This window comes from Pseudomonas sp. NFX71, assembly GCF_048079215.1.
Taxonomy (GTDB): Bacteria; Pseudomonadota; Gammaproteobacteria; order Pseudomonadales; family Pseudomonadaceae; genus Aquipseudomonas; species Aquipseudomonas fluorescens_B.
In genome coordinates, this window is record NZ_CP182230.1 from 6,297,448 (window position 1) to 6,319,480 (window position 22,033).

General features: G+C 59.6%; 21 protein-coding genes. 12 read left to right on the top strand and 9 right to left on the bottom strand.

The window, feature by feature from the left end; all coding sequences use genetic code 11:
• Position 1 precedes the first annotated feature (1 nt).
• The 5 genes from tusC to ACM1ZW_RS29340 all read left to right on the top strand — a co-directional run bounded on the left by tusC (position 2) and on the right by ACM1ZW_RS29340 (position 3,079).
• Positions 2 to 364, top strand: a complete 363-nt coding sequence (gene tusC / locus ACM1ZW_RS29320; RefSeq protein WP_017339578.1) for a sulfurtransferase complex subunit TusC — start codon at positions 2 to 4, stop codon at positions 362 to 364.
• Positions 364 to 657, top strand: a complete 294-nt coding sequence (gene tusB, locus ACM1ZW_RS29325; protein WP_017339579.1) for a sulfurtransferase complex subunit TusB — start codon at positions 364 to 366, stop codon at positions 655 to 657. Before tusC ends, tusB begins: the two co-directional genes overlap by 1 nt.
• The gene (locus ACM1ZW_RS29330) at positions 654 to 989 is read left to right on the top strand and encodes a TusE/DsrC/DsvC family sulfur relay protein (RefSeq protein WP_414880065.1); all 336 of its coding nucleotides are present in this window, start codon (positions 654 to 656) and stop codon (positions 987 to 989) included. The genes tusB and ACM1ZW_RS29330 overlap by 4 nt, the downstream gene beginning before the upstream one ends.
• Positions 986 to 1,987: a glycosyl transferase family protein gene (locus tag ACM1ZW_RS29335; RefSeq protein ID WP_414880066.1), complete on the top strand. Its 1,002-nt coding sequence runs from the start codon at positions 986 to 988 to the stop codon at positions 1,985 to 1,987. Before ACM1ZW_RS29330 ends, ACM1ZW_RS29335 begins: the two co-directional genes overlap by 4 nt.
• Before the next feature lie 90 nt (positions 1,988 to 2,077).
• Entirely contained in the window at positions 2,078 to 3,079 is a 1,002-nt protein-coding gene (locus ACM1ZW_RS29340) for a glutathione S-transferase family protein (RefSeq protein WP_414880067.1), read from the top strand.
• Positions 3,080 to 3,196: 117 nt separating this feature from the next.
• Here ACM1ZW_RS29340 and cysG read toward each other — a convergent pair whose 3' ends face one another.
• From cysG to ACM1ZW_RS29370, 6 genes are all read right to left on the bottom strand, one after another.
• Positions 3,197 to 4,591: a siroheme synthase CysG gene (gene cysG / locus ACM1ZW_RS29345; protein ID WP_017339583.1), complete on the bottom strand. Its 1,395-nt coding sequence runs from the start codon at positions 4,589 to 4,591 to the stop codon at positions 3,197 to 3,199.
• Complete coding sequence (gene serS / locus ACM1ZW_RS29350) at positions 4,592 to 5,872, bottom strand: serine--tRNA ligase (RefSeq protein ID WP_414880068.1); 1,281 nt, start codon at positions 5,870 to 5,872, stop codon at positions 4,592 to 4,594.
• A gap of 15 nt (positions 5,873 to 5,887) precedes the next feature.
• Entirely contained in the window at positions 5,888 to 6,262 is a 375-nt protein-coding gene (gene crcB, locus ACM1ZW_RS29355) for a fluoride efflux transporter CrcB (RefSeq protein WP_017339585.1), read from the bottom strand.
• Positions 6,262 to 7,584: a replication-associated recombination protein A gene (locus ACM1ZW_RS29360; protein ID WP_414880069.1), complete on the bottom strand. Its 1,323-nt coding sequence runs from the start codon at positions 7,582 to 7,584 to the stop codon at positions 6,262 to 6,264. Before ACM1ZW_RS29360 ends, crcB begins: the two co-directional genes overlap by 1 nt.
• Before the next feature lie 211 nt (positions 7,585 to 7,795).
• Complete coding sequence (lolA, locus tag ACM1ZW_RS29365; protein WP_414880070.1) at positions 7,796 to 8,419, bottom strand: outer membrane lipoprotein chaperone LolA; 624 nt, start codon at positions 8,417 to 8,419, stop codon at positions 7,796 to 7,798.
• A 65-nt stretch (positions 8,420 to 8,484) separates the two neighbouring features.
• Entirely contained in the window at positions 8,485 to 10,893 is a 2,409-nt protein-coding gene (locus tag ACM1ZW_RS29370; RefSeq protein WP_017339588.1) for a DNA translocase FtsK, read from the bottom strand.
• A 294-nt stretch (positions 10,894 to 11,187) separates the two neighbouring features.
• On the opposite strand from ACM1ZW_RS29370, the gene trxB reads away from it, so the two are divergent.
• From trxB to infA, 4 genes are all read left to right on the top strand, one after another.
• Positions 11,188 to 12,147, top strand: a complete 960-nt coding sequence (gene trxB / locus ACM1ZW_RS29375; protein ID WP_416739894.1) for a thioredoxin-disulfide reductase — start codon at positions 11,188 to 11,190, stop codon at positions 12,145 to 12,147.
• Positions 12,148 to 12,211: 64 nt separating this feature from the next.
• Entirely contained in the window at positions 12,212 to 12,892 is a 681-nt protein-coding gene (aat, locus tag ACM1ZW_RS29380; RefSeq protein ID WP_017339590.1) for a leucyl/phenylalanyl-tRNA--protein transferase, read from the top strand.
• A gap of 57 nt (positions 12,893 to 12,949) precedes the next feature.
• On the top strand, positions 12,950 to 13,657 hold the full coding sequence (locus tag ACM1ZW_RS29385) for an arginyltransferase (protein WP_017339591.1): 708 nt from the start codon (positions 12,950 to 12,952) through the stop codon (positions 13,655 to 13,657).
• A 100-nt stretch (positions 13,658 to 13,757) separates the two neighbouring features.
• Positions 13,758 to 13,976 (top strand): translation initiation factor IF-1, encoded by a 219-nt coding sequence (gene infA / locus ACM1ZW_RS29390; RefSeq protein WP_002553999.1) that lies wholly within the window; start codon positions 13,758 to 13,760, stop codon positions 13,974 to 13,976.
• Positions 13,977 to 14,118: 142 nt separating this feature from the next.
• Here infA and clpA read toward each other — a convergent pair whose 3' ends face one another.
• Positions 14,119 to 16,389 (bottom strand): ATP-dependent Clp protease ATP-binding subunit ClpA, encoded by a 2,271-nt coding sequence (clpA, locus tag ACM1ZW_RS29395; RefSeq protein WP_017339592.1) that lies wholly within the window; start codon positions 16,387 to 16,389, stop codon positions 14,119 to 14,121.
• A gap of 30 nt (positions 16,390 to 16,419) precedes the next feature.
• Positions 16,420 to 16,782, bottom strand: a complete 363-nt coding sequence (clpS, locus tag ACM1ZW_RS29400) for an ATP-dependent Clp protease adapter ClpS (protein WP_015094394.1) — start codon at positions 16,780 to 16,782, stop codon at positions 16,420 to 16,422.
• 225 nt (positions 16,783 to 17,007) lie between these two features.
• Here clpS and ACM1ZW_RS29405 point away from each other — a divergent pair, with 225 nt between their 5' ends.
• Positions 17,008 to 17,295 (top strand): cold shock domain-containing protein, encoded by a 288-nt coding sequence (locus ACM1ZW_RS29405; protein WP_414884307.1) that lies wholly within the window; start codon positions 17,008 to 17,010, stop codon positions 17,293 to 17,295.
• Between the two features lie 61 nt (positions 17,296 to 17,356).
• Here ACM1ZW_RS29405 and icd read toward each other — a convergent pair whose 3' ends face one another.
• The gene (icd, locus tag ACM1ZW_RS29410) at positions 17,357 to 18,613 is read right to left on the bottom strand and encodes an NADP-dependent isocitrate dehydrogenase (protein WP_017339594.1); all 1,257 of its coding nucleotides are present in this window, start codon (positions 18,611 to 18,613) and stop codon (positions 17,357 to 17,359) included.
• 494 nt (positions 18,614 to 19,107) lie between these two features.
• On the opposite strand from icd, the gene ACM1ZW_RS29415 reads away from it, so the two are divergent.
• Complete coding sequence (locus ACM1ZW_RS29415; RefSeq protein WP_416739895.1) at positions 19,108 to 21,333, top strand: NADP-dependent isocitrate dehydrogenase; 2,226 nt, start codon at positions 19,108 to 19,110, stop codon at positions 21,331 to 21,333.
• A 197-nt stretch (positions 21,334 to 21,530) separates the two neighbouring features.
• Positions 21,531 to 21,977 (top strand): NUDIX hydrolase, encoded by a 447-nt coding sequence (locus tag ACM1ZW_RS29420; protein WP_416739896.1) that lies wholly within the window; start codon positions 21,531 to 21,533, stop codon positions 21,975 to 21,977.
• The last annotated feature ends 56 nt before the right edge of the window (positions 21,978 to 22,033 follow it).

Here is a 22,033-nt window from a genome sequence, read left to right on the forward strand (position 1 = left end):
CATGCCTAAATCCCTGCTGATCATCAGTCGTCAGGCACCGTGGTCCGGGCCGAGCGCGCGGGAAGCGCTGGACATCGTGCTGGCCGGCGGCGCGTTCGACCTGCCGATCGGCCTGCTGTTTCTCGATGACGGCGTGTTCCAGCTCGCCGCGAAACAGGACGCCAGGGCCCTGCAACAGAAAGACCTGAGCGCCAACCTGCAGGCGTTGCCAATGTTCGGCGTCGAAGACCTCTTCGTCTGTGGCGACAGCGCCGCTGAACGCGGTCTGGACCCGACCGGTCTGGCTCTCGAAGAAGCCCAGGTGCTGAGCGCCCACGACATCACCGCCCTCATTGACCGTTACGACCAGGTGATCACCCTCTGATGTCGACTTTGCATGTGTTGTCTCATTCCCCGTTCGGCGACGATCGCCTGACCAGTTGCCTGCGCGTGATCGGTGCAAACGATGCGCTGCTGCTGACCGGCGACGCGGTGTACGCGTTGCAGCCGGGCACCGTACCCTGCGACGCGCTGAACGCTCGCCACCCGACGCTGTTCGTGCTGGCCGAAGATGCCCGGGCGCGCGCGCTGGACATTCCTGACACCGCCAAGGCCATCGACTATCCAGCTTTCGTCGAACTGTCGATTCACTACGACAAGGTCAACAGTTGGCTATGAATTCACTGACCGTCGGCGCCCGCGCCATCGAGCTGGACAAGGATGGATTCCTGGTTGAATTGAGCGACTGGTCCGCTGAAGTAGCCCGTGCCCTCGCCGCCGCCGAAGACATCGAGTTGAGCCCTGACCATTGGGAAATCCTCGAACTGCTGCGCAGCTTCTACGCCGAATTCCAGCTGTCCCCGGCGACGCGCCCGCTGATCAAATACACCGCGTTGAAGCTCGGCCCGGAAAAAGGCAACAGCCTGCACCTGAACCGACTGTTCAAAGGCACCCCTGCCAAACTCGCCGCGAAACTGGCGGGCCTGCCCAAACCGACGAATTGCTTATGACCGACTACCCAGCGCTGACCCTCGAAACGCCCGCCGAACACCCCTTCGCCCAGTTCGTGCGGATCCTCGGCAAAGGCAAGCGCGGCGCCCGCGACCTGACCCGAGAGGAAGCACGCGAAGCCATGGGCATGGTGCTCGACGACAAGGTCGAAGACACTCAGCTCGGTGCATTTCTGATGCTGTTGCGGCACAAGGAAGAAAGTGCCGAGGAAATGGCCGGGTTCACCGAAGCCTTGCGTGATCGTTTGCAGGCACCGGCATTGAATGTCGATCTGGACTGGCCGACCTACGCCGGCAAGAAGCGTCATCTGCCGTGGTATCTGCTGGCGGCCAAGTGCCTGGCGCAGAACGGCGTGCGGATTTTCATGCACGGCGGTGGCGCGCACACCGCCGGGCGGCTGTACAGCGAGCAATTGCTGGACGAGTTGAACATCCCGCTGTGCCGCAACTGGCAGCAGGTCGGATCGGCCCTCGACAACGGCGGCCTCGCATTCATGCCGCTGGTGGATTGGGCACCGCAACTGCAACGCATGATCGACCTGCGCAACACCCTCGGCCTGCGTTCGCCGATCCATTCCCTGGCGCGCATTCTCAATCCGTTGCGCGCTCGATGTGGCCTGCAAAGCATTTTCCACCCCGGCTATCAGGCGGTGCACCGTGATGCCAGCGGCTTGCTCGGCGACACGGCGATCGTGGTCAAGGGCGATGGCGGCGAGATCGAGATCAACCCTGACGCCGACAGCCACTTGTATGGCACCACCGGCGGCGAGAGCTGGGATGAAGAATGGCCACAGCTGTCGAGCCAGCGCCACGTCAAACCCGCCTCGCTCGACCGCGGACATTTGAAAGCCGTATGGCGTGGCGACGTGGTCGACAGCTACCCGCAAATGGCGCTGATCGCGACCATGGCCCTCGCCTTGCGCGGCCTCGGCCAGACGCGCGAGCAAGCCTTCGAAACCGCCCAGCAGTATTGGGACGCTCGGGACAGATCGATTTAACCGATCATAACCCTCCAACCTTTGCGCTTTTTTATCGAACCTATCCGAATAGACTCCTCTCCAACGCTTATCGGTTGAGGAGTCTTGAACATGGGTTTGTTAGTTGAAGGTCGCTGGCGTGACCAGTGGTACGAAAGCAGCAAGGACGGCGCATTCCAGCGTGAACAGGCGCAGCGGCGCAACTGGCTGACCGCCGACGGCAAACCCGGCCCGACCGGTGTCGGTGGCTTTGCGGCAGAAGCGGGTCGTTATCACTTGTACGTGTCCCTCGCCTGTCCGTGGGCCCATCGCACGTTGATCCTGCGCAAACTCAAAGGCCTCGAAAGCCTGATCGACGTGTCCGTGGTCAGCTGGCTGATGCTGGAAAACGGCTGGACCTTCGACCAGCATTTTGGCTCGACTGGCGACAAGCTCGATCACCTCGACTTCATGCACCAACGTTACACCGCCGATACCGCCGACTATACCGGGCGCGTCACCGTGCCGGTGCTCTGGGACAAACAGCAGAATCGCATCGTCAACAACGAGTCGGCGGAGATTATCCGCATGTTCAATGGCGCGTTCGATGAGTTGACCGGCAATGACCTGGACTTTTACCCGGCGCCGCTACGGGGCGAGATCGATGCACTGAACGAACGGATTTATCCGGCGGTGAACAACGGTGTGTACCGCGCCGGGTTTGCCACATCGCAAAAGGCTTATGAAGAAGCGTTCGCTGAGGTGTTTGCCGAGCTGGATCGGCTGGAAGCGTTGTTAGGCGCTAATCGTTATCTGGTAGGCGAATACCTGACCGAAGCGGACATTCGGCTGTTCACCACGCTGATTCGCTTTGATGCGGTGTACTACGGACATTTCAAGTGCAACCTGCGGCGGATTGCCGATTACCCGAACCTGTCGAATTGGCTGCGCGAGATTTATCAGTGGCCGGGGATTGCCGAGACGGTGGATTTTACCCACATCAAGAACCACTACTACGGCAGCCACAAGACCATCAACCCGACGGGTATCGTGCCGAAAGGGCCGGAGCAGGATTTCAGCGCGGCCCATGATCGGGCACGGTTGAGCGGGAAAGGGGTTTGGCGCAAGGCCTGAGGTTTGTGCAATTTTAGAGGCCCCTAATCGCTAGCAGGCTAGCTCCCACACTGGATCTGTGTCGCTCACAAATCCCCTGTGGGAGCTAGCCTGCTGGCGATGCGACCGACCCGGTGTTCAGACCTGCGCCTGAGCCCCTTCAAACCACGCCAGTTTCTCGCGCAGCTGCACCACTTCCCCAACAATCACCAGCGTCGGTGCATGCACTTCATGCTCCGCCACCAGCCGTGGAAGATCGGCCAGGGTGCCGGTAAACACCCGCTGATTGACCGTGGTGCCCTGCTGGATCAACGCCGCCGGGGTATCCGCCCCGCGACCATGCTTGATCAACTGCTCGCAGATGATCGGCAAGCCCACCAGCCCCATGTAAAACACCAGGGTTTGCGCCGGTGCGACCAGATCGGCCCATGGCAAATCGGTGGAGCCGTCCTTCAAGTGGCCGGTGACGAACCGCACCGACTGCGCGTAATCGCGGTGGGTCAGCGGAATCCCGGCATACGCCGCGCAACCGCTGGCCGCCGTGATTCCCGGCACGACCTGGAACGGGATGCCATGGGCCGCCAGCTCTTCGATCTCTTCACCGCCGCGCCCGAAAATAAACGGATCCCCGCCCTTCAACCGCACGACGCGCTTGCCCTGCTTGGCCAGGTCCACCAATTGCTGGTTGATCTGATCCTGAGGCACCGCGTGATCGGCGCGACGCTTGCCGACGTACACCCGCTCGGCATCGCGACGGCACAAATCGAGAATCGCCGGCGCCACCAAACGGTCATACAGCACCACATCGGCTTGCTGCATCAGGCGCAAGGCGCGGAAGGTCAGCAGGTCGGGATCACCCGGCCCTGCACCGACCAGATACACCTCACCGGTTTTTGTCGGCGGCTCGCCAGCGATTTTCGCCAGCAGCAAACGCTCGGCTTCAGCGCCCTGCCCGGCCAGTTGCCGATCGGCGATCGGGCCCTGAAACACATCTTCCCAGAACGCCCGACGCTGCTGCACATCCGGAAGCAGGCCTTTGACCTGGTTGCGGAAACGCGCGGCCAGACCGGCCAATTGCCCGTAGGTGGAAGGAATCCAGGTTTCGATTTTCGCCCGGATCAGCCGCGCCAGTACCGGCGCATCGCCGCCGCTGGAGATGGCAACAATCAGCGGCGACCGGTCGACAATCGCCGGAAAAATCACGCTGCACAAGGCCGGCGCATCCACCACGTTGACCGGCACGCAGCGCCGGTGAGCATCGGCAGAGACTTGCGCGTTCAGCGGTTCGTCATCGGTGGCGGCAATGATCAGCCCGCAACCGTCCAGATCCGCCTCGACGTAACCGCGCAGCAAGCACTCGCCACCGCTGCCGGTCACCAGTTCACGCAGTTGCGGTTCGATTTCAGGTGCGACCACCCGCAGCAGCGCACCGGCATCGGCCAGCAGGCGGGATTTGCGCAAGGCAATCTCCCCCCCGCCGACGACCAACACACGACTGCCGCGAAGGTTGTGAAACAGCGGCAGATAGTCCATTTAGCCGATGACCTCGAGGCCACCCATGTACGGTTTCAGCACTTCAGGCACACGGATCGAGCCGTCGGCCTGCTGGTAGTTTTCCAGCACCGCCACCAGCGTACGACCGACTGCCAGACCGGAACCGTTCAGGGTGTGAACCAGTTCAGGCTTGCCGGTTTCCGGGTTGCGGAAACGCGCTTGCATACGACGGGCCTGGAAATCGCCGCAGTTGGAGCACGACGAAATCTCGCGGTATTTGTCCTGGCTCGGAATCCACACTTCCAGGTCGTAGGTCTTGACCGCACTGAAGCCCATGTCGCCGGTGCACAGTGCCAGGGTGCGATAAGGCAGCTCCAGCAGTTGCAGGACTTTCTCGGCGTTGGCAGTCAGGCCTTCCAGCGCTTCCATCGATGTCGAAGGCTCGACGATCTGGACCATCTCGACCTTGTCGAACTGGTGCTGACGAATCATGCCGCGGGTATCGCGACCCGATGCGCCGGCTTCGCTACGGAAGCACGGGGTGTGGGCGACAAACTTGATCGGCAGCAGCTTCGAATCGACGATCTCGCCGGCGACGATGTTGGTCAGCGACACTTCAGCGGTCGGGATCAGGTACAGATCGGCTTCGCCTTCGCGGGTGATCTTGAACAGGTCTTCTTCGAATTTCGGCAACTGGCCAGTGCCTTGCAGCGCCGGCGCCTGGACCAGATAAGGCGTGTAAGCCTCTTCGTAACCGTGTTCGCTGGTGTGCAGGTTGATCATGAACTGCGCCAGGGCGCGGTGCAGACGGGCGATCGGGCCACGCAGCAAGGCGAAACGCGCGCCGGACAGCTTGGCGGCGGTTTCAAAGTCCAGCCAGCCGAACTTCTCGCCCAGGGCGACGTGGTCCAGGACCGGGAAATCGAATGCGGTCGGGGTGCCCCAGCGGCGCACTTCGACGTTGCCGTCTTCGTCATCACCGATCGGCACGGACTCGTGCGGCAGGTTAGGAATGCCGAGCAGGATCGAATCCAGTTCGGTCTGGATCCCGTCCAGCTCGACTTTACCGGCGCTCAATTCATTCGCCATGCGCTCGACGTCCGCCATCAACGGCGCGATGTCTTCGCCGCGCTGCTTGGCCTGACCGATGGATTTGGAGCGCGCATTACGTTCAGCCTGCAGTGCTTCGGTGCGGGTCTGGACGGTCTTGCGCTGTTCTTCCAGCGCTTCGATGCGCGCAACATCCAGCGTATAGCCACGGGAAGCCAGGCGGTCCGCTACGTCCTGAAGGTTGCTACGTAACAGTTTGGAATCGAGCATGTCGGTCTCTCGTTATCAAAGTTTGGTCAAGGACAGGCCAGCCCAGGTGGCGAGCAGCCCGCCGAATACGCTGATGGCAGCATAGCCCAGGGCCAGTGGCACTTGCCCGCTTTCCAGCAGGCGCACCGTATCCAGTGAAAAGGATGAAAAAGTCGTCAGGCCCCCGAGGAAACCGACAATCAGCCCGGCGCGCACTTCGAAAGGCACTTCCGGGCGAATCAGAAACAGACCGTATAGAACGCCGATCAGCAAACAGCCGACGATATTAACGGCCAGCGTCGCGGTATAGAAGTGCCGCGGCCAATTAGCGTTGACCCAATTACCGGCGGCAAAGCGCAACAGTGTGCCGGCGACACCGCCGACGGAAACCGCAACGATCAATGGAAGCACTATTTTCTCCTTTGCCGGGGGCTGAGACGGTCCAGTTGCGCAAGGTGATTGAGCTTTTCGCCGATCTTCAGCTCCAGGCCACGGGGCACTGGCTGATAGAACGGTTGTGGTTCAAGCTCTTCGGGGAAGTAATCTTCGCCGGCAGCGTAGGCGTCCGGTTCATCGTGGGCATATCGATATTCATCGCCATAACCGAGTTGCTTCATCAGCTTGGTCGGCGCGTTGCGCAGGTGCAACGGCACTTCGAGCGAGCCATGTTCGGTGGCGCTGCGCATGGCCGCCTTGAAGCCCATGTACACCGCGTTGCTTTTCGGCGCGCAAGCCAGGTAAGTGATGGCCTGGGCCACCGCCAGTTCGCCTTCCGGACTGCCGAGGCGCTCCTGCACTTCCCACGCCGCCAGGCACAGGCTCAGGGCGCGGGGGTCGGCATTGCCGATGTCTTCGCTGGCCATGCGCACCACGCGCCGGGCGAGGTAAAGCGGATCGCAACCGCCGTCGATCATCCGCGCGAACCAGTACAACGCGCCATCGGGATTGGAGCCGCGTACCGATTTATGCAGCGCGGAAATCTGGTCGTAGAACGCTTCGCCGCCCTTGTCGAACCGCCGACGGGTGTCGCCGAGCAGACTTTGCAGCAGATCGACGCCGATTTCACTGTTGTCTTCGGCGAGATCCGAGGCGTTTTCCAACAGGTTGAGCAGGCGCCGGCCATCACCATCGGCGGCAGACAACAGCATCTGGAAACCTTCATCGCTGAGGGTCAGTTGCCGTTTGCCCAGGCCACGCTCTTCGGTCAGCGCGCGGTGCACCAGCTTGCGCAGGGCTGCTTCGTCGAGGCTTTTGAGCACATAGACACGGGCTCGGGAGAGCAACGCATTGTTGAGCTCGAATGAGGGGTTTTCCGTGGTCGCGCCGATGAAAATCAGCGTGCCGTCTTCAACGTACGGCAGAAACGCATCCTGCTGCGACTTGTTGAAACGATGCACTTCATCGACGAACAGGATGGTGCGCTTGCCATACTGTCCGGCTTGCTGCTTGGCGATTTCCACCGCCTGGCGGATTTCCTTCACACCAGCCAGGACTGCCGAGACCGTTTCGAAGTGCGCATCCGAGACTTCCGCGAGCAGCCGCGCCAGCGTGGTTTTACCCACGCCCGGCGGCCCCCAGAAAATCATCGAGTGCAGGGCACCCTGCTCGAGCGCTTCGCGCAATGGCTTGCCGCGAGCGAGCACGTGTTCCTGACCGACGTACTCATCCAGATTGGCCGCGCGCAAACGGGCGGCCAAGGGCTGGGAGATCGGGGCGCTGCGAAACAGGTCCATCACGTACGTTAAAACCTCGGTTAAGTACAACGCTCTCAAGCCTGCCGGAAACCTGTGGCGAGGGGATTTATCCCCGTTCGGCGGCGCAGCAGTCGCGAAATCATTGCATGCGGTATTCCTGATACACCGCACTGGCAGATCTGGGGCCGCTTCGCGGCCCAACGGGGATAAATCCCCTCGCCACAAAGGCTGACCCCGCAGGCTCTGCGTTTTACTCTTGAATGACGTCCGCACCTTTAGGAATGTCGAACTTGAATTTCGACGCAGGGATCGGCTCGTTGGCCTTCACGCCGGTAAACAGGATGTTGGTGCGCTGACCGACGCTGTCGATCAGTTGCATGTCGTTGACCAGGCCATTGCGGAACGACAGGCGCAGGCTGTCGAACAGGGTGTCCTTGGTTTTCGGCTTCAAGGTGAAGTCGATCACGCCGCCGGCTTCCTTGGCGCTGATGGCGAAGCTCTCGCTGATCTTGGACACATCACCCGACAGCAGCAACGCCGGCGTCTGGCTCAGGCGCAGGTCGAGGGTCTTGATGGTGGCCTGCTCCAGGTCCGGATCCCACAGCGTCACCTTCTTGCCGTCGGAAACCACGACCTGCTCGGCGGGCGCATCGGTATGCCAGTAAAACAGGCCCGGGCGCTGCAGAGACATTTCACCGGCCGTTTCCTGCAATTGCGTGCCGCTGCCATCGAGGGTCAGCTGCGAGAAACGCGCGGTCAGGGTCTGGGATTTTTCCAGCAGTTGGGTCAGACGCGTCACGTCCTTGTCGTCGGCGTGGGCCGAGAGCGTGGTCAAAGCCAGAACCGGCAGCAACAGCATGCGGATAAGACGCATGGGAGTCCTCATAACATTCGTGGGAGTTCGGGCGGCGCGTTACCGCGCCATCCTTTCAAATCAAATCAGTCGCGTACCGGGCCAGGGGCCAGGACTTCACGCGAGCCGTTGGTGTTCATGGATGTCACGACCCCGGCCATTTCCATGGCTTCGATCATGCGTGCGGCGCGGTTGTAGCCGATTTTCAGCTTGCGCTGAACCGCGGAGATCGACGCGCGACGGCTTTCCAGCACGAACTGCACCGCTTCGTCGTACAGCGCATCGGTTTCGGCATCGTCATCACCGCCGCCACCGCCATTCTCAAAGCCGCTGCCGGCCTCTTCGACACCCGCCAGGATCTCGTCGTTGTATTCCGGCGCACCGCGCAGTTTCCAGGCTTCAACCACCCGGTGAACCTCGTCATCGGACACGAACGCACCGTGAACCCGAATCGGCAGGCTGGTGCCTGGCGGCATGTAGAGCATGTCACCGTGGCCCAACAGTTGCTCGGCGCCGCCCTGATCGATGATGGTCCGCGAGTCGATTTTGCTCGACACCTGGAACGCCATGCGCGTCGGGATGTTCGCCTTGATCAGACCGGTGATCACGTCAACCGACGGACGCTGGGTCGCGAGGATCAAGTGGATACCGGCCGCACGGGCCTTCTGGGCGATACGGGCAATGAGCTCTTCAACCTTCTTGCCGACGATCATCATCATGTCGGCAAACTCGTCGACGACCACAACGATGGTCGGCAGTTTGGTCAGCAGCGGCGCTTCGTCGTGAATGCTTTCGCGCTTGTACAAAGGATCGGTCAGCGGCGTTCCGGCGTCCTGGGCTTCCTTGACCTTGGCGTTGAAGCCCGACAGGTTGCGCACGCCCATCTTCGCCATCAGTTTGTAGCGACGCTCCATCTCCGCCACGCTCCAGCGCAGGGCGTTGGCCGCGTCCTTCATGTCGGTCACGACCGGGCACAGCAGGTGCGGAATGCCTTCGTAGATCGACAGCTCGAGCATTTTCGGGTCGATCATGATCAGCTTGGCGTCTTCCGGGCCGGACTTGAACAGGATCGACAGGATCATCGCGTTCACACCCACCGATTTACCGGAACCGGTCGTACCGGCCACCAGTAGGTGCGGCATTTTCGCCAGGTCGGTGATGACCGGCTTGCCGCCGATGTCGTGGCCCAGGGCCAGGGTCACCGGGGATTTGAAGTTGTCGTACTCAGGGGTCGACAGCACTTCGGAGAAGCGCACAATCTGCCGGTCTTCGTTCGGAATCTCGATACCGACGGTGGTCTTGCCCGGAATCACTTCCACCACTCGCACGCTGGTCACGGCCAGGGAACGGGCGAGGTCTTTCGCCAGGTTGGCGATACGGCTGACCTTGACCCCGGCCGCAGGCTGGATTTCGTAACGGGTAATCACCGGCCCCGGGTGAATCGAATCCACCGAGACTTCGACACCGAATTCCTTGAGCTTGATTTCCAGCAAATGGCCGACGGCGGCCAGGGATTCAGGCGAGTAATTGAGTTGTTTCTTTTCTGCGGGATCGAGAATCGAGATCGGCGGCAAGGTGCCTTCGACGGCACTGTCGACGAACAGCGGCGCCTGCTTCTCTTTTTCCACGCGTTTGCTCGGCGCGGCGGGTTTCGGCGGCGCAGGGGCAATCACGGGCGGCACCTGCTTCTCGCGGTCCGACATGTGCTTGCTCAGGGCCTGCTCGCGCTCGATCAGGCGTTCCTTGACCTTGGCCTGCTCGCGCTTGTCGGTAACGGTCGGCGCGACCACGTCATGCACGCGATCGTCGACTTCACGCAACTGTGCCACCAGTTGCTTGCGTTCGACACGGGCGGCCCACCAGCGATTGGCCGCGCCCTGGAACAGTTCGAACAGGTCGAGGGTGATCTTGCCGGTGACGTCCATCACCTTGAACCACGACAGGTCGGTGAACACCGTCAGGCCGAACAGGAACAGGGCGATGAACAGCAACGTGCTGCCCTGAATGTTCAGCGCGTTCCTGGCCAGGTCGCCAAGGCTTTCACCCAGCGCACCGCCCGCACCGGCCGGCAGACCGGTCGCGGCGTGGAAATGGATGTGCGCGAGCGCCGCGCCCGACAGCACCAGGAACACCAGACCGATCAGGCGCCAGGAGAACAGCCAGCCGCTCCACTGCCACGGCTCGTGGCGTTGACGGAAGATCTGCCACGCCTTGATCGCCAGCAACAACGGGAAGATATAAGCAAAGTAACCCAGCACCATGAACAGGATGTCGGCGCTGTAGGAGCCGACCGGGCCGCCGAAGTTCTGAACATCGTCGATCTTGCTGTTATGACTCCAGCCCGGATCGTCCTTGCCGTAAGTCAACAAGGCCATCATCAGGAACAGGCACAAGCCGCCGATGGCGATCAATGCACCTTCCTTGAGTCGGTAGTGCAAATGCTGGCGCCAAAGCGGAACGACGGCTGGTTTAGGTGCTGCGGTGGATTTCTTCAAAACGCTTCTTTTCCTGCGCCTTTGGCGCGTCCATCTGTTGAATGACTATAAAAAACTGCCCAATCCAGGCAGGTAAAAAAGTTAACAGGCGCAACTGGGACTACTTTTAACACTGCACTCCGGTTTTTATAAACACGGTGCGCACTGAATATTCAAGTGACCGGCACGCATTGTACGGGTTTGTTCGTACGATGCCATGCTGGCAGGCCATGGATCAGCATAGCCAACGGCGCGTACCTGCGATTCAATTTGAGCACGCATTCTCTTTTGTGACAAAGGCTTATGAGGTGTTTTATGAGCGAATCCAAGCATTGCCGCCTGATCATTCTGGGTTCCGGCCCAGCCGGTTACAGCGCGGCCGTTTATGCCGCCCGCGCCAACCTCAAACCGGTGGTCATCACCGGGATACAGGCAGGTGGCCAGCTCACCACCACCGTCGAAGTCGATAACTGGCCCGGCGACGTCGAAGGCCTGACCGGCCCGGCACTGATGGAACGCATGCAAAAACACGCCGAGCGCTTTGACACAGAGATCGTTTACGACCACATCCATACGGCCAAGTTGCAACAACGCCCGTTCGAACTTACCGGCGACGGCGGCACTTACACCTGCGATGCACTGATTATCGCCACCGGTGCCTCGGCGCAATACCTGGGCCTGCCATCGGAAGAGACTTTTGCGGGTAAAGGGGTGTCCGCCTGCGCGACGTGCGACGGTTTCTTCTATCGCAATCAGGTGGTCGCTGTCGTCGGTGGCGGCAATACCGCCGTTGAAGAAGCGCTGTACTTGTCCAACATCGCCAAGGAAGTTCACCTGATTCACCGACGCGACAAGTTGCGCTCGGAGAAAATCCTTCAGGACAAACTCTTCGAAAAAGCCGCCAACGGCAATATTCGCCTGCACTGGAATCAAAATCTCGACGAAGTCCTGGGCGATGCCAGCGGCGTGACCGGCGCCCGCCTTCGCGACAGCCATACCGGTGAAACTACTGAGCTGCCGCTGGCCGGCGTGTTCATCGCCATCGGTCACAAGCCCAACACCGACCTGTTCATCGGTCAACTGAACATGCACGACGGCTATCTGCGGGTCAGGGGCGGCAGCGAGGGCGATGCCACGGCCACCGAGATCCCCGGCGTGTTCGCCGCCGGTGATGTGGCGGATCACGTTTATCGCCAGGCCGTCACTTCGGCCGGGGCCGGTTGCATGGCCGCGCTGGACGCAGAAAAATACCTCGACGACATTCCGACCGTTTGACGGCAAACTTCACGGTGGGCGCACCTGCCCACCACTGCCCTCCCCTTCTGTAAGCCCGGATGCCATGCTGACTTGGTTACAACGCAACACCCTGACGTTCCCGCCGCTGGAAAAAGCCATGCGCGATCCCAACGGATTGCTGGCTGCGGGCGGCGATCTGTCCGCCGATCGTCTGATTCAGGCTTATCGCCACGGTTGTTTTCCCTGGTTCTCGGAAGGCCAGCCGATTCTCTGGTGGTCGCCGGATCCGCGTACCGTGCTGTTTCCCGACGAACTGCACGTCTCGCGCAGCCTGAACAAGCTGCTGCGCCAGCAACGCTATCAGGTGACCTTCGATCAGGATTTTGCCGCGGTCATCCGCGCGTGCGCCGCACCCCGGGATTACGCCGACGGAACCTGGATCACCGAGGCCATGCAGAACGCCTACCTCGCACTGCACCAGCGTGGCTACGCGCATTCGGTTGAGGTCTGGGACCAGGGTGAACTGGTCGGCGGGCTGTATGGATTAGCGATGGGCCAGCTGTTTTTCGGCGAGTCCATGTTCAGCCGAGCCGACAATGCCTCCAAATTTGGCTTTGCCACCCTGGTCAAACATCTGAAAGACTCGGGTTTCGTGCTGATCGATTGCCAGATGCCCACCGACCATTTGCACAGCCTGGGCGCCCGGGCCATTCCGCGTCGCGAGTTTGCCCGCTACCTGACGCAGCATCTGGATCAGCCCAACCGCGCCAGCTGGGTTTGCTGAGCGACTTTTGCGCCGGTGGCTTACACTTAATTCAAAGCTTATCCCCGAGGGTTGATCATGACCGAGTTGGCGCGTTTGAAGTTTTATGCCACTCAGCCCCACTCTTGCAGTTATCTGCCCGAGGAGCAGGCCACGACCTTGTTCCTCGACCCTAGCCAGCCCATGGATGTGCATGTCTATGCAGACCTGTCTGAAATGGGTTTCCGCCGCAGCGGCGATCATCTTTACCGGCCTCATTGCCAGAATTGCAATGCGTGTGTGCCGGCGCGCATTCCCGTGGCGCAATTTACGCCCAACCGTCAGCAGAAACGCATTTTCAAGCGCAACGCCGACTTGCAGGTACGTCCCGCCAAACCCAAGTTCAGCGAAGAATACTTCGACCTGTACCAGCGCTACATCGAACAGCGGCATGCCGACGGCGACATGTACCCGCCGAGCCGTGACCAGTTCTCGACGTTCCTGGTGCGTGACCTGCCGTTTTCCCGTTTCTACGAATTTCGCCTGGATGGCCAACTGTTGGCGGTGGCCGTGACCGACTTGCTGCCGAACGGTCTGTCGGCGGTCTACACCTTCTACGAACCCTCTGAGGAACGACGCAGCCTGGGGCGCTATGCGATCCTCTGGCAAATCGCCGAAGCCCAGCGGCTGCAGCTGGAAGCGGTTTACCTGGGCTACTGGATCAAAAACTGCAAAAAGATGAGCTACAAGACCCAATATCGCCCCATCGAACTGCTGATTAATCAGCGCTGGGTCATCCTGAACTAGAACCCCTTGGCTTAAACCCCATTTTTCGGGCACAATGCACGCCGCTTTTGCCTGGCGCAGTTGCACCGGGCCATTCATTGGACACCGAGGGCTTTACTGCATGTCGAAAGAAGACAGCTTCGAAATGGAAGGCACTGTCGTCGACACCCTGCCCAACACCATGTTTCGCGTGGAGTTGGAAAATGGGCACGTCGTAACCGCGCATATCTCCGGCAAGATGCGCAAGAACTACATTCGTATTCTTACCGGTGACAAAGTGCGCGTCGAGCTGACGCCCTATGACTTGAGCAAAGGGCGCATCACTTACCGCGCTCGCTAATCAAGTCAATACAAGACGCCCGGCTTATGCCGGGCGTTTTTGTTTGCCCGGGATTTGACGAATTCCCCATGCAGGGCAGCGTACAAACTCCAGACAGCAAAAAGGCGCCTTTCGGCGCCTTTTGCTTTATTTCGATTGAACGTCAGGCCATTTCCGCCGTGGTTTCGAACTCGAAGGTCAGCTCGCCGTCCTTCAGATCGATATGCACCACACCGCCATGGTCGGCCAGTTCGCCAAAGAGGATCTCTTCCGCCAGCGGACGCTTGATCTTGTCCTGGATCAAACGCGCCATTGGTCGAGCGCCCATTGCCGAGTCGTAGCCACCCGCCGCCAGCCAGCTGCGCGCCGCATCGCTCACTTCCAGCTGCACGCGCTTGTCTTCCAGCTGCGCCTGAAGCTCGGTAAGGAACTTGTCCACCACGCTTTTGATGACCTCATGGCTGAGGCGACCAAACTGGATAATGGTGTCCAGACGGTTACGGAACTCCGGCGTGAAGCTCTTCTTGATCACTTCCATCGCATCGGACGAGTGGTCCTGATGGGTGAAACCGATCGAAGCACGCGCTGCGGTTTCGGCACCGGCGTTGGTCGTCATGATGACGATCACGTTACGGAAGTCCGCCTTGCGCCCGTTGTTATCGGTCAGCGTACCGTGGTCCATGACCTGCAGCAGCAGGTTGAAGACTTCCGGATGCGCCTTCTCGATTTCATCGAGCAACAGCACGCAGTGAGGCTGCTTGGTGATGGCTTCGGTCAGCAGACCGCCCTGATCAAACCCGACATAGCCAGGAGGCGCACCGATCAGACGCGATACGGTGTGGCGCTCCATGTACTCGGACATGTCGAAACGAACCAGTTCGATACCCAACGCCTTGGCCAACTGACGCGCCGCTTCGGTTTTACCGACACCGGTCGGGCCTGCGAACAGGAACGAACCGACAGGCTTGTCTGGCGACTTGAGGCCGGCACGTGACAGTTTGATCGCAGTCGACAGCGAGTCGATTGCGGCATCCTGACCAAACACCGTCAGCTTCAGGTCACGCTCGAGGTTACGCAGCAGTTCTTTATCGGAACTGGTGACGTGCTTAGGCGGAATTCGCGCGATTTTCGCGACGATGTCCTCGACCTGAGGCACTTCGATGCGTTTCACGCGTTTCTCGATCGGCTGCAGACGCTGGTAGGCACCCGCCTCGTCGATGACGTCGATCGCCTTGTCCGGCATGTGCCGGTCATTGATGTAACGCGAGGCCAGTTCGGCAGCGGCGCGCAGGGCTTCATCACTGTATTCGATATTGTGATGGAGCTCGAAACGCCCTTTCAGGCCGCGCAGGATGCCAATGGTGTCCTCCACCGAAGGCTCCGACACATCGACCTTCTGGAAGCGTCGTGCCAGGGCACGGTCCTTCTCGAAGATCCCGCGGAATTCCTGGAAGGTGGTCGAACCGATGCACCGGATATCACCGGACGACAGCAGCGGCTTGAGCAGGTTCGAGGCATCCATGACGCCACCGGACGCGGCACCCGCACCGATGATGGTGTGGATCTCATCGATGAACAGGATCGCCTGCGGACGTTTTTTCAGCTCGTTGAGCAACGCCTTGAAGCGTTTCTCGAAATCGCCACGGTATTTGGTCCCGGCCAGCAAGGCCCCCAGATCGAGGGAATACACCACGCTGTTGGCCAGCAGATCCGGCACCTGGTTGTCGACAATGCGCTTGGCCAGGCCTTCGGCAATCGCGGTTTTACCCACGCCCGCCTCGCCCACCAGCAGCGGGTTGTTTTTGCGCCGACGCGCGAGGATCTGCGCGACACGCTCGACTTCGAGCTCACGACCGACCAGCGGATCGATACGGCCCTGGCGCGCGAGTTCGTTGAGGTTGCTGGCATAAGCATCCAGAGGATTGCCTGAGGAAGAAGACTCACCGCCCTCGTCGTCCTGCATATCTTGCTCACCTTCAGAGTGATCGCCATGCCCCGGCACTTTGGAAATGCCGTGAGCGATGTAGTTGACGACATCGATGCGCGCAACGCTCTGCTGTTTCAGCAGGAACACTGCCTGACTCTCTTGCTCACTGAAGATCGCAACCAGCACGTTGGCGCCAGTCACTTCGCGTTTGCCCGAGCTCTGTACGTGGAAAACAGCACGCTGCAGGACACGTTGAAAGCCCAGGGTTGGCTGGGTCTCGCGATCCTCGTCATGAACGGGGATCAACGGCGTAGTGGAGTCGATGAACTCCTGCAGATCATGCTTGAGTTTGTCGAGGTTTGCGCCGCAGGCACGCAAAACGGTGGCGGCAGCCTCATTATCCAATAGGGCCAGCAGGAGATGTTCGACGGTCATGAACTCATGACGCTTCGAACGGGCTTCCTTGAAGGCAAGATTGAGGGTGACTTCGAGCTCGCGGTTTAACATAGCTTCACCTCATACCCAAGTGGTCGGCGATTAACCGTCCTTCTCGATTTCACAGAGTAGCGGATGCTGGCTTTCCCTGGCGTACTGGTTGACCTGCATGGCCTTGGTCTCGGCAATGTCGCGGGTAAACACTCCACATACTGCCCGCCCTTCTGTGTGGACGGCCAGCATGACCTTGGTCGCCAGCTCGCGATTCAGGTTAAAAAACACCTCGAGCACTTCGACGACGAAATCCATCGGTGTGTAGTCATCATTGAACAAAACCACCTTGTACATCGGCGGCGCCTGTAAAGCAGGCTTGGCCTCCTGAACAGCAATGCCTGCGGAATCGTCGTCGTGTAAATCAGGGCGATCCTGATTGAATGTTAGTCGAATCTGGCTGATTGCATGCATGGAAAGAAAGGTTCGTCAGTTGTGCGAATACAGTAGTGGGGACGGTCATGAACGATTTCAACACCGACTGCCTGGTCACCTTGACTATCGGCAAAACGGTGTTACAACCAATAGAGCCCACAGTGGGTAAAAAAGGTCCGCGGAGTCAATCTTATTTACAGGATCTGACTGCGGATGTACGGGATGATACTCCAGTGATGGAGTCTGTTGCAGAGGGATATGAACATGGCAGTCGGTAAGGTGAAATGGTTCAACAATGCGAAGGGATTCGGTTTCATTAACACCGACGCCAGAGAAGGTCGTGACGAGGATGGTAAAGATATCGATTTCTTTGCCCATTATTCGGCCATTGAAATGGACGGCTACAAGACCCTCAAGGCCGGGCAAACTGTAAACTTCGAGATCATCCAGGGCCCCAAAGGATTGCACGCCGTCAAGATCACGGCAGCGCCGACTGAGAATGATCACGCCAAGCCCTCCCATCATGGCCACCATGAAAAGGTATCGAACTGACGCGACCGGTCATCCAGTCATAAAAAAACCGCCCGAAGGCGGTTTTTTTGTGCCGACTCGCTTACATATGCGAAATCAGTGCATCACCAAAGCCGGAAGAAGACACCAGTTTCGCGCCCTCCATCAGACGTTCGAAGTCATAGGTCACGGTCTTCGCGGAGATCGCGCCGTTGGTGCCCTTGATGATCAGGTCTGCGGCTTCGGTCCAACCCATGTGACGCAGCATCATCTCTGCGGACAGGATCAGCGAACCCGGGTTGACCTGGTCCTTGCCAGCGTACTTCGGCGCAGTACCGTGGGTCGCTTCGAACATCGCGATGGTGTCAGACAGGTTGGCACCCGGTGCGATACCGATACCGCCCACTTCTGCCGCCAGGGCGTCGGAGAGGTAGTCGCCGTTCAGGTTCAGCGTCGCAATCACATCGTATTCGGCCGGGCGCAGCAGGATCTGCTGGAGCATGGCATCGGCGATGGCATCCTTGACGATGACGTTCTTGCCGGTTTTCGGGTTCTTGAACTGCATCCACGGACCGCCGTCGAGCAGGGTCGCGCCGAACTCTTCAGCCGCCACTTCGTAGGCCCACTCCTTGAAGGCACCCTCGGTGAACTTCATGATGTTGCCTTTGTGCACGATGGTCAGCGAATCGCGGTCGTTGTCGACCACATACTGCAGAGCTTTTCGCGCCAGACGCTTGGTACCTTGCAGCGAAACCGGCTTGATGCCGATACCGCAGTTTTCGTCGAAACGGATCTTGGTGACGCCCATTTCATCTTTCAGGAACTTGATGACTTTGGTCGCTTCCGGCGAACCGGCTTTCCACTCGATACCGGCGTAGATGTCTTCCGAGTTCTCACGGAAGATCGTCATGTCGACGTCACCTGGCTTCTTGACCGGGCTAGGCACGCCTTCGAACCAACGCACGGGGCGCAGGCAGACATAAAGGTCGAGTTGCTGACGCAGGGCCACGTTCAGGGAACGGATGCCACCACCGACCGGCGTGGTCAGAGGCCCCTTGATGGAAACAACGTAATCCTTGACTGCGTCCAGGGTTTCCTGAGGCAGCCAGGTGTCCTGATCGTAAACCTGAGTCGCTTTCTCCCCGGCGTAGACTTCCATCCAGGAAATTTTGCGCTCGCCGCCGTAAGCCTTCTTAACAGCAGCATCGACAACCTTGATCATGACCGGGCTGATATCAACCCCAATACCATCGCCTTCGATGAAGGGGATGATCGGGTTGTTAGGAACATTGAGAGAATGGTCCGCGTTGACGGTGATTTTGTCGCCGACTGCTGGAACCTGAATCTTCTTGTATCCCATGCTGAACTCCATTGTTTGGATTGAACATCTGGCTTCGTTCGAGCGTACCCCAGTTAAATCGGCACGCAAACCCTATGTTCCATCCATCTGCCGCAAAGCTGCATAGTTCGCGGCGTACAAGCCTGAAAGCAAAGGGAAAAGCGCCAAACTCAAGCACGGTGCAAGACTCTACGCCCCACGCTCCCCTGCGACCTTTAGACCAATGGACGAGAATCGTTGCATATGAACCATCGGCAGATTGCCAGCTACCTATGTATAATGCCGCCCGCTGACCACAGAGTCACGACGGCCGACCTCTCTAGCACGAGACTTTGGACCTGAAAAAGCAGGATTGTTATCGCAGTCCACCCGCTTGCCGCTCGACTGATGCACCCAACATCACCGCGCACAAACCTCGACATTCGGCTCATGGATGACTTTGAACGAACGCGCTTACCCGGCGCCCCTCGAGTTTCTGCGCACGCTTTAGCAAAGAAGAGAGAGTTAATCCGAATATGCCCACCCGCTCGAAGATCATCTATACCTTCACCGACGAAGCTCCCGCCCTCGCCACCTATTCACTGCTGCCTATCGTAGAAGCGTTCACCGCTTCGGCTGATATCGCCGTTGAAACCCGCGATATCTCTCTTGCAGGGCGCATCCTGGCCAGCTTCCCCGAGCAATTGGGTGATAAAGCCGTAGCCGACCACCTCGCCGAACTGGGCGACCTGGCCGTTACGCCTGAAGCCAACATCATCAAGCTGCCGAACATCAGCGCTTCGGTCCCGCAACTGCAAGCCGCGATCAAAGAGTTGCAAGCCCAGGGCTTCGCACTGCCGGACTACCCGGAAACCGTGACCAGCGACGCCGACAAAGAAGCCAAGTCGCGTTACGACAAGATCAAGGGCAGCGCCGTGAACCCGGTTCTGCGCGAAGGCAACTCCGATCGTCGCGCCCCGCTGTCGGTCAAGAACTACGCACGCAAGCACCCGCACAAAATGGGCGCCTGGGCTGCGGACTCCAAGTCCCACGTCGCGCACATGAGCACCGGTGATTTCTACGGCAGCGAAAAAGCTGCCCTGATCGACGCCGCTGACGCCGTCAAAATCGAACTGATCGCTCAAGACGGCACCACCACCGTCCTGAAAGAGAAGACCACCGTGCAAGCCGGTGAGATCCTCGATTGCGCGGTCATGAGCAAAAACGCTCTGCGCAGCTTCATCGCTGCCGAGATCGAAGACGCCAAAGCCAAGGGCGTGCTGCTGTCGGTTCACCTGAAAGCCACCATGATGAAGGTCTCCGACCCGATCATGTTCGGCCAGATCGTTGCCGAGTTCTATAAAGACGCACTGGCCAAGCACGCCGATGTGCTGGCACAGATCGGCTTCAACCTGAACAACGGCATCGGCGACCTGTACGCTCGCATCAAGGCGTTGCCTGCCGAGCAGCAAGCGCAGATCGAAGCGGACATCCAGGCGGTCTACGCCGTTCGTCCGTCGCTGGCCATGGTCAACTCCGATAAAGGCATCACCAACCTGCACGTGCCAAGCGACGTGATCGTCGACGCCTCGATGCCGGCGATGATCCGTGACTCCGGCAAGATGTGGGGCACTGACGGTCAGCTGCACGACACCAAGGCCGTGATCCCGGATCGCTGCTACGCGACCATCTACCAGGCGGTGATCGAAGACTGCAAGCTGCACGGCGCTTTCGATCCAACCACCATGGGCAGCGTGCCAAACGTTGGCCTGATGGCGAAAAAAGCCGAAGAGTACGGCTCGCACGACAAGACTTTCCAGATCAAGGCAAACGGCGTGGTTCGGGTTTCCGACGGTGCTGGCCGCACTCTGCTGGAGCAATCGGTTGAAGCCGGCGACACCTTCCGCATGTGCCAGACCAAAGACGCGCCGATCCAGGACTGGGTCAAACTGGCCGTCAACCGCGCTCGCGCCAGCGGCACGCCGGCGATCTTCTGGCTGGACCCGATGCGCGCCCACGACGGCGTGGTGATCGAGAAAGTTCAGGCTTACCTGAAGGATCACGACACTGCCGGCCTGGACATCCAGATCATGGCGCCAGTCGACGCGATGAAGTTCACCCTGGAGCGTACTCGCGCAGGCAAGGACACCATCTCGGTGACCGGCAACGTATTGCGCGACTACCTGACTGACCTGTTCCCGATCATGGAACTGGGCACCAGCGCCAAGATGCTGTCGATCGTTCCGCTGATGAATGGCGGCGGTCTGTTCGAAACCGGCGCTGGCGGTTCGGCACCGAAGCACGTTCAACAGCTGCTGGAAGAGAACTTCCTGCGTTGGGATTCCCTGGGCGAGTTCCTGGCCCTGGCCGCGTCCCTTGAACACCTGGGTGTGACGTACAACAACCCCAAGGCGCTGGTTCTGGCCAAGACCCTGGACCAGGCCACCGGCCAGTTTCTGGACAACAACAAGTCGCCATCGCGCAAAGTCGGCAACATCGACAACCGCGGCAGCCACTTCTACCTGGCGCTGTACTGGGCTCAGGCCCTGGCCGCCCAGACCGAAGACGCTGCACTGCAAGCGCAGTTCGGCGAACTGGCCAAGACCCTGACCGAGAACGAAGCAACCATCGTTGCCGAGCTCAACGCCGTTCAGGGCAAACCAGTGGACATCGGCGGTTACTACCACGCCAATGCCGAGCTGATCAGCAAGGCCATGCGCCCGAGCAACACTTTCAACGCCGCAATCGCTGCGCTGGTTTAAGGTTGTAAGGATGCAAAGAAGCCCCGGCCCTGTGCCGGGGTTTCTGTTTTTGAAGACAACACAAAACCCTGTGAGAGCTGGCCTGCCAGCGATAGCGGCTTATCATTCAACATTGATGGTGACTGACTCATCGCAATCGCTGGCAGGCCAGCTCCCACAGGGATAGTGTTTCAACCTTTGGAATTTGAGGAAGCTTCATGGACTGGAAACCCCACATCACCGTCGCCACCATTGTCGAAGACAACGGTCGTTTCCTGATGGTCGAAGAAACCAAGCACGGACGAACGGTGCTCAATCAGCCCGCCGGTCACCTCGACCCGGACGAAACCCTGATCGAAGCGGCCGTGCGCGAAACCCTGGAAGAAACTGGCTGGGATGTCGAAGCGACCGGCGTGGTGGGCATTTACCTCTACACCGCCCCCAGCAACGGCGTGACCTACCAGCGGGTCTGTTTCAGTGCAAAACCGCTCAAGCACCATCCGGACTATCAGCTGGACGACGGCATTGTCGGCGCAAAATGGCTGACGCGTGACGAATTGCTGGCACAGCGCGCAAACTGGCGCAGTGAGCTGATCATCCGCTGTATCGATGATTATCTGGACGGCCAACACTACAGTCTCGAACTGATCCGCCCTTCTCTTTAGCCTTGCGGGCTTCGGCCTGTTAGAATCGCGTCCTTTTTCAAGACACTCATTGAATC

What these genes read in the sequence shown, in the direction of transcription:
- lolA (WP_414880070.1), bottom strand. Translation starts at nt 8,419, where the DNA reads ATGCGTCTTATCCGCATGCTGTTGCTGCCGGTTCTGGCTTTGACCACG.
- ACM1ZW_RS29360 (WP_414880069.1), bottom strand. Translation starts at nt 7,584, where the DNA reads ATGGACCTGTTTCGCAGCGCCCCGATCTCCCAGCCCTTGGCCGCCCGT.
- serS (WP_414880068.1), bottom strand. Translation starts at nt 5,872, where the DNA reads ATGCTCGATTCCAAACTGTTACGTAGCAACCTTCAGGACGTAGCGGAC.
- ACM1ZW_RS29335 (WP_414880066.1), top strand. Translation starts at nt 986, where the DNA reads ATGACCGACTACCCAGCGCTGACCCTCGAAACGCCCGCCGAACACCCC.
- cysG (WP_017339583.1), bottom strand. Translation starts at nt 4,591, where the DNA reads ATGGACTATCTGCCGCTGTTTCACAACCTTCGCGGCAGTCGTGTGTTG.
- clpA (WP_017339592.1), bottom strand. Translation starts at nt 16,389, where the DNA reads ATGTTAAACCGCGAGCTCGAAGTCACCCTCAATCTTGCCTTCAAGGAA.
- ACM1ZW_RS29420 (WP_416739896.1), top strand. Translation starts at nt 21,531, where the DNA reads ATGGACTGGAAACCCCACATCACCGTCGCCACCATTGTCGAAGACAAC.
- trxB (WP_416739894.1), top strand. Translation starts at nt 11,188, where the DNA reads ATGAGCGAATCCAAGCATTGCCGCCTGATCATTCTGGGTTCCGGCCCA.
- icd (WP_017339594.1), bottom strand. Translation starts at nt 18,613, where the DNA reads ATGGGATACAAGAAGATTCAGGTTCCAGCAGTCGGCGACAAAATCACC.
- ACM1ZW_RS29415 (WP_416739895.1), top strand. Translation starts at nt 19,108, where the DNA reads ATGCCCACCCGCTCGAAGATCATCTATACCTTCACCGACGAAGCTCCC.
- ACM1ZW_RS29340 (WP_414880067.1), top strand. Translation starts at nt 2,078, where the DNA reads ATGGGTTTGTTAGTTGAAGGTCGCTGGCGTGACCAGTGGTACGAAAGC.
- ACM1ZW_RS29385 (WP_017339591.1), top strand. Translation starts at nt 12,950, where the DNA reads ATGACCGAGTTGGCGCGTTTGAAGTTTTATGCCACTCAGCCCCACTCT.
- tusB (WP_017339579.1), top strand. Translation starts at nt 364, where the DNA reads ATGTCGACTTTGCATGTGTTGTCTCATTCCCCGTTCGGCGACGATCGC.
- ACM1ZW_RS29330 (WP_414880065.1), top strand. Translation starts at nt 654, where the DNA reads ATGAATTCACTGACCGTCGGCGCCCGCGCCATCGAGCTGGACAAGGAT.
- tusC (WP_017339578.1), top strand. Translation starts at nt 2, where the DNA reads ATGCCTAAATCCCTGCTGATCATCAGTCGTCAGGCACCGTGGTCCGGG.
- aat (WP_017339590.1), top strand. Translation starts at nt 12,212, where the DNA reads ATGCTGACTTGGTTACAACGCAACACCCTGACGTTCCCGCCGCTGGAA.
- infA (WP_002553999.1), top strand. Translation starts at nt 13,758, where the DNA reads ATGTCGAAAGAAGACAGCTTCGAAATGGAAGGCACTGTCGTCGACACC.
- ACM1ZW_RS29405 (WP_414884307.1), top strand. Translation starts at nt 17,008, where the DNA reads ATGGCAGTCGGTAAGGTGAAATGGTTCAACAATGCGAAGGGATTCGGT.
- clpS (WP_015094394.1), bottom strand. Translation starts at nt 16,782, where the DNA reads ATGCATGCAATCAGCCAGATTCGACTAACATTCAATCAGGATCGCCCT.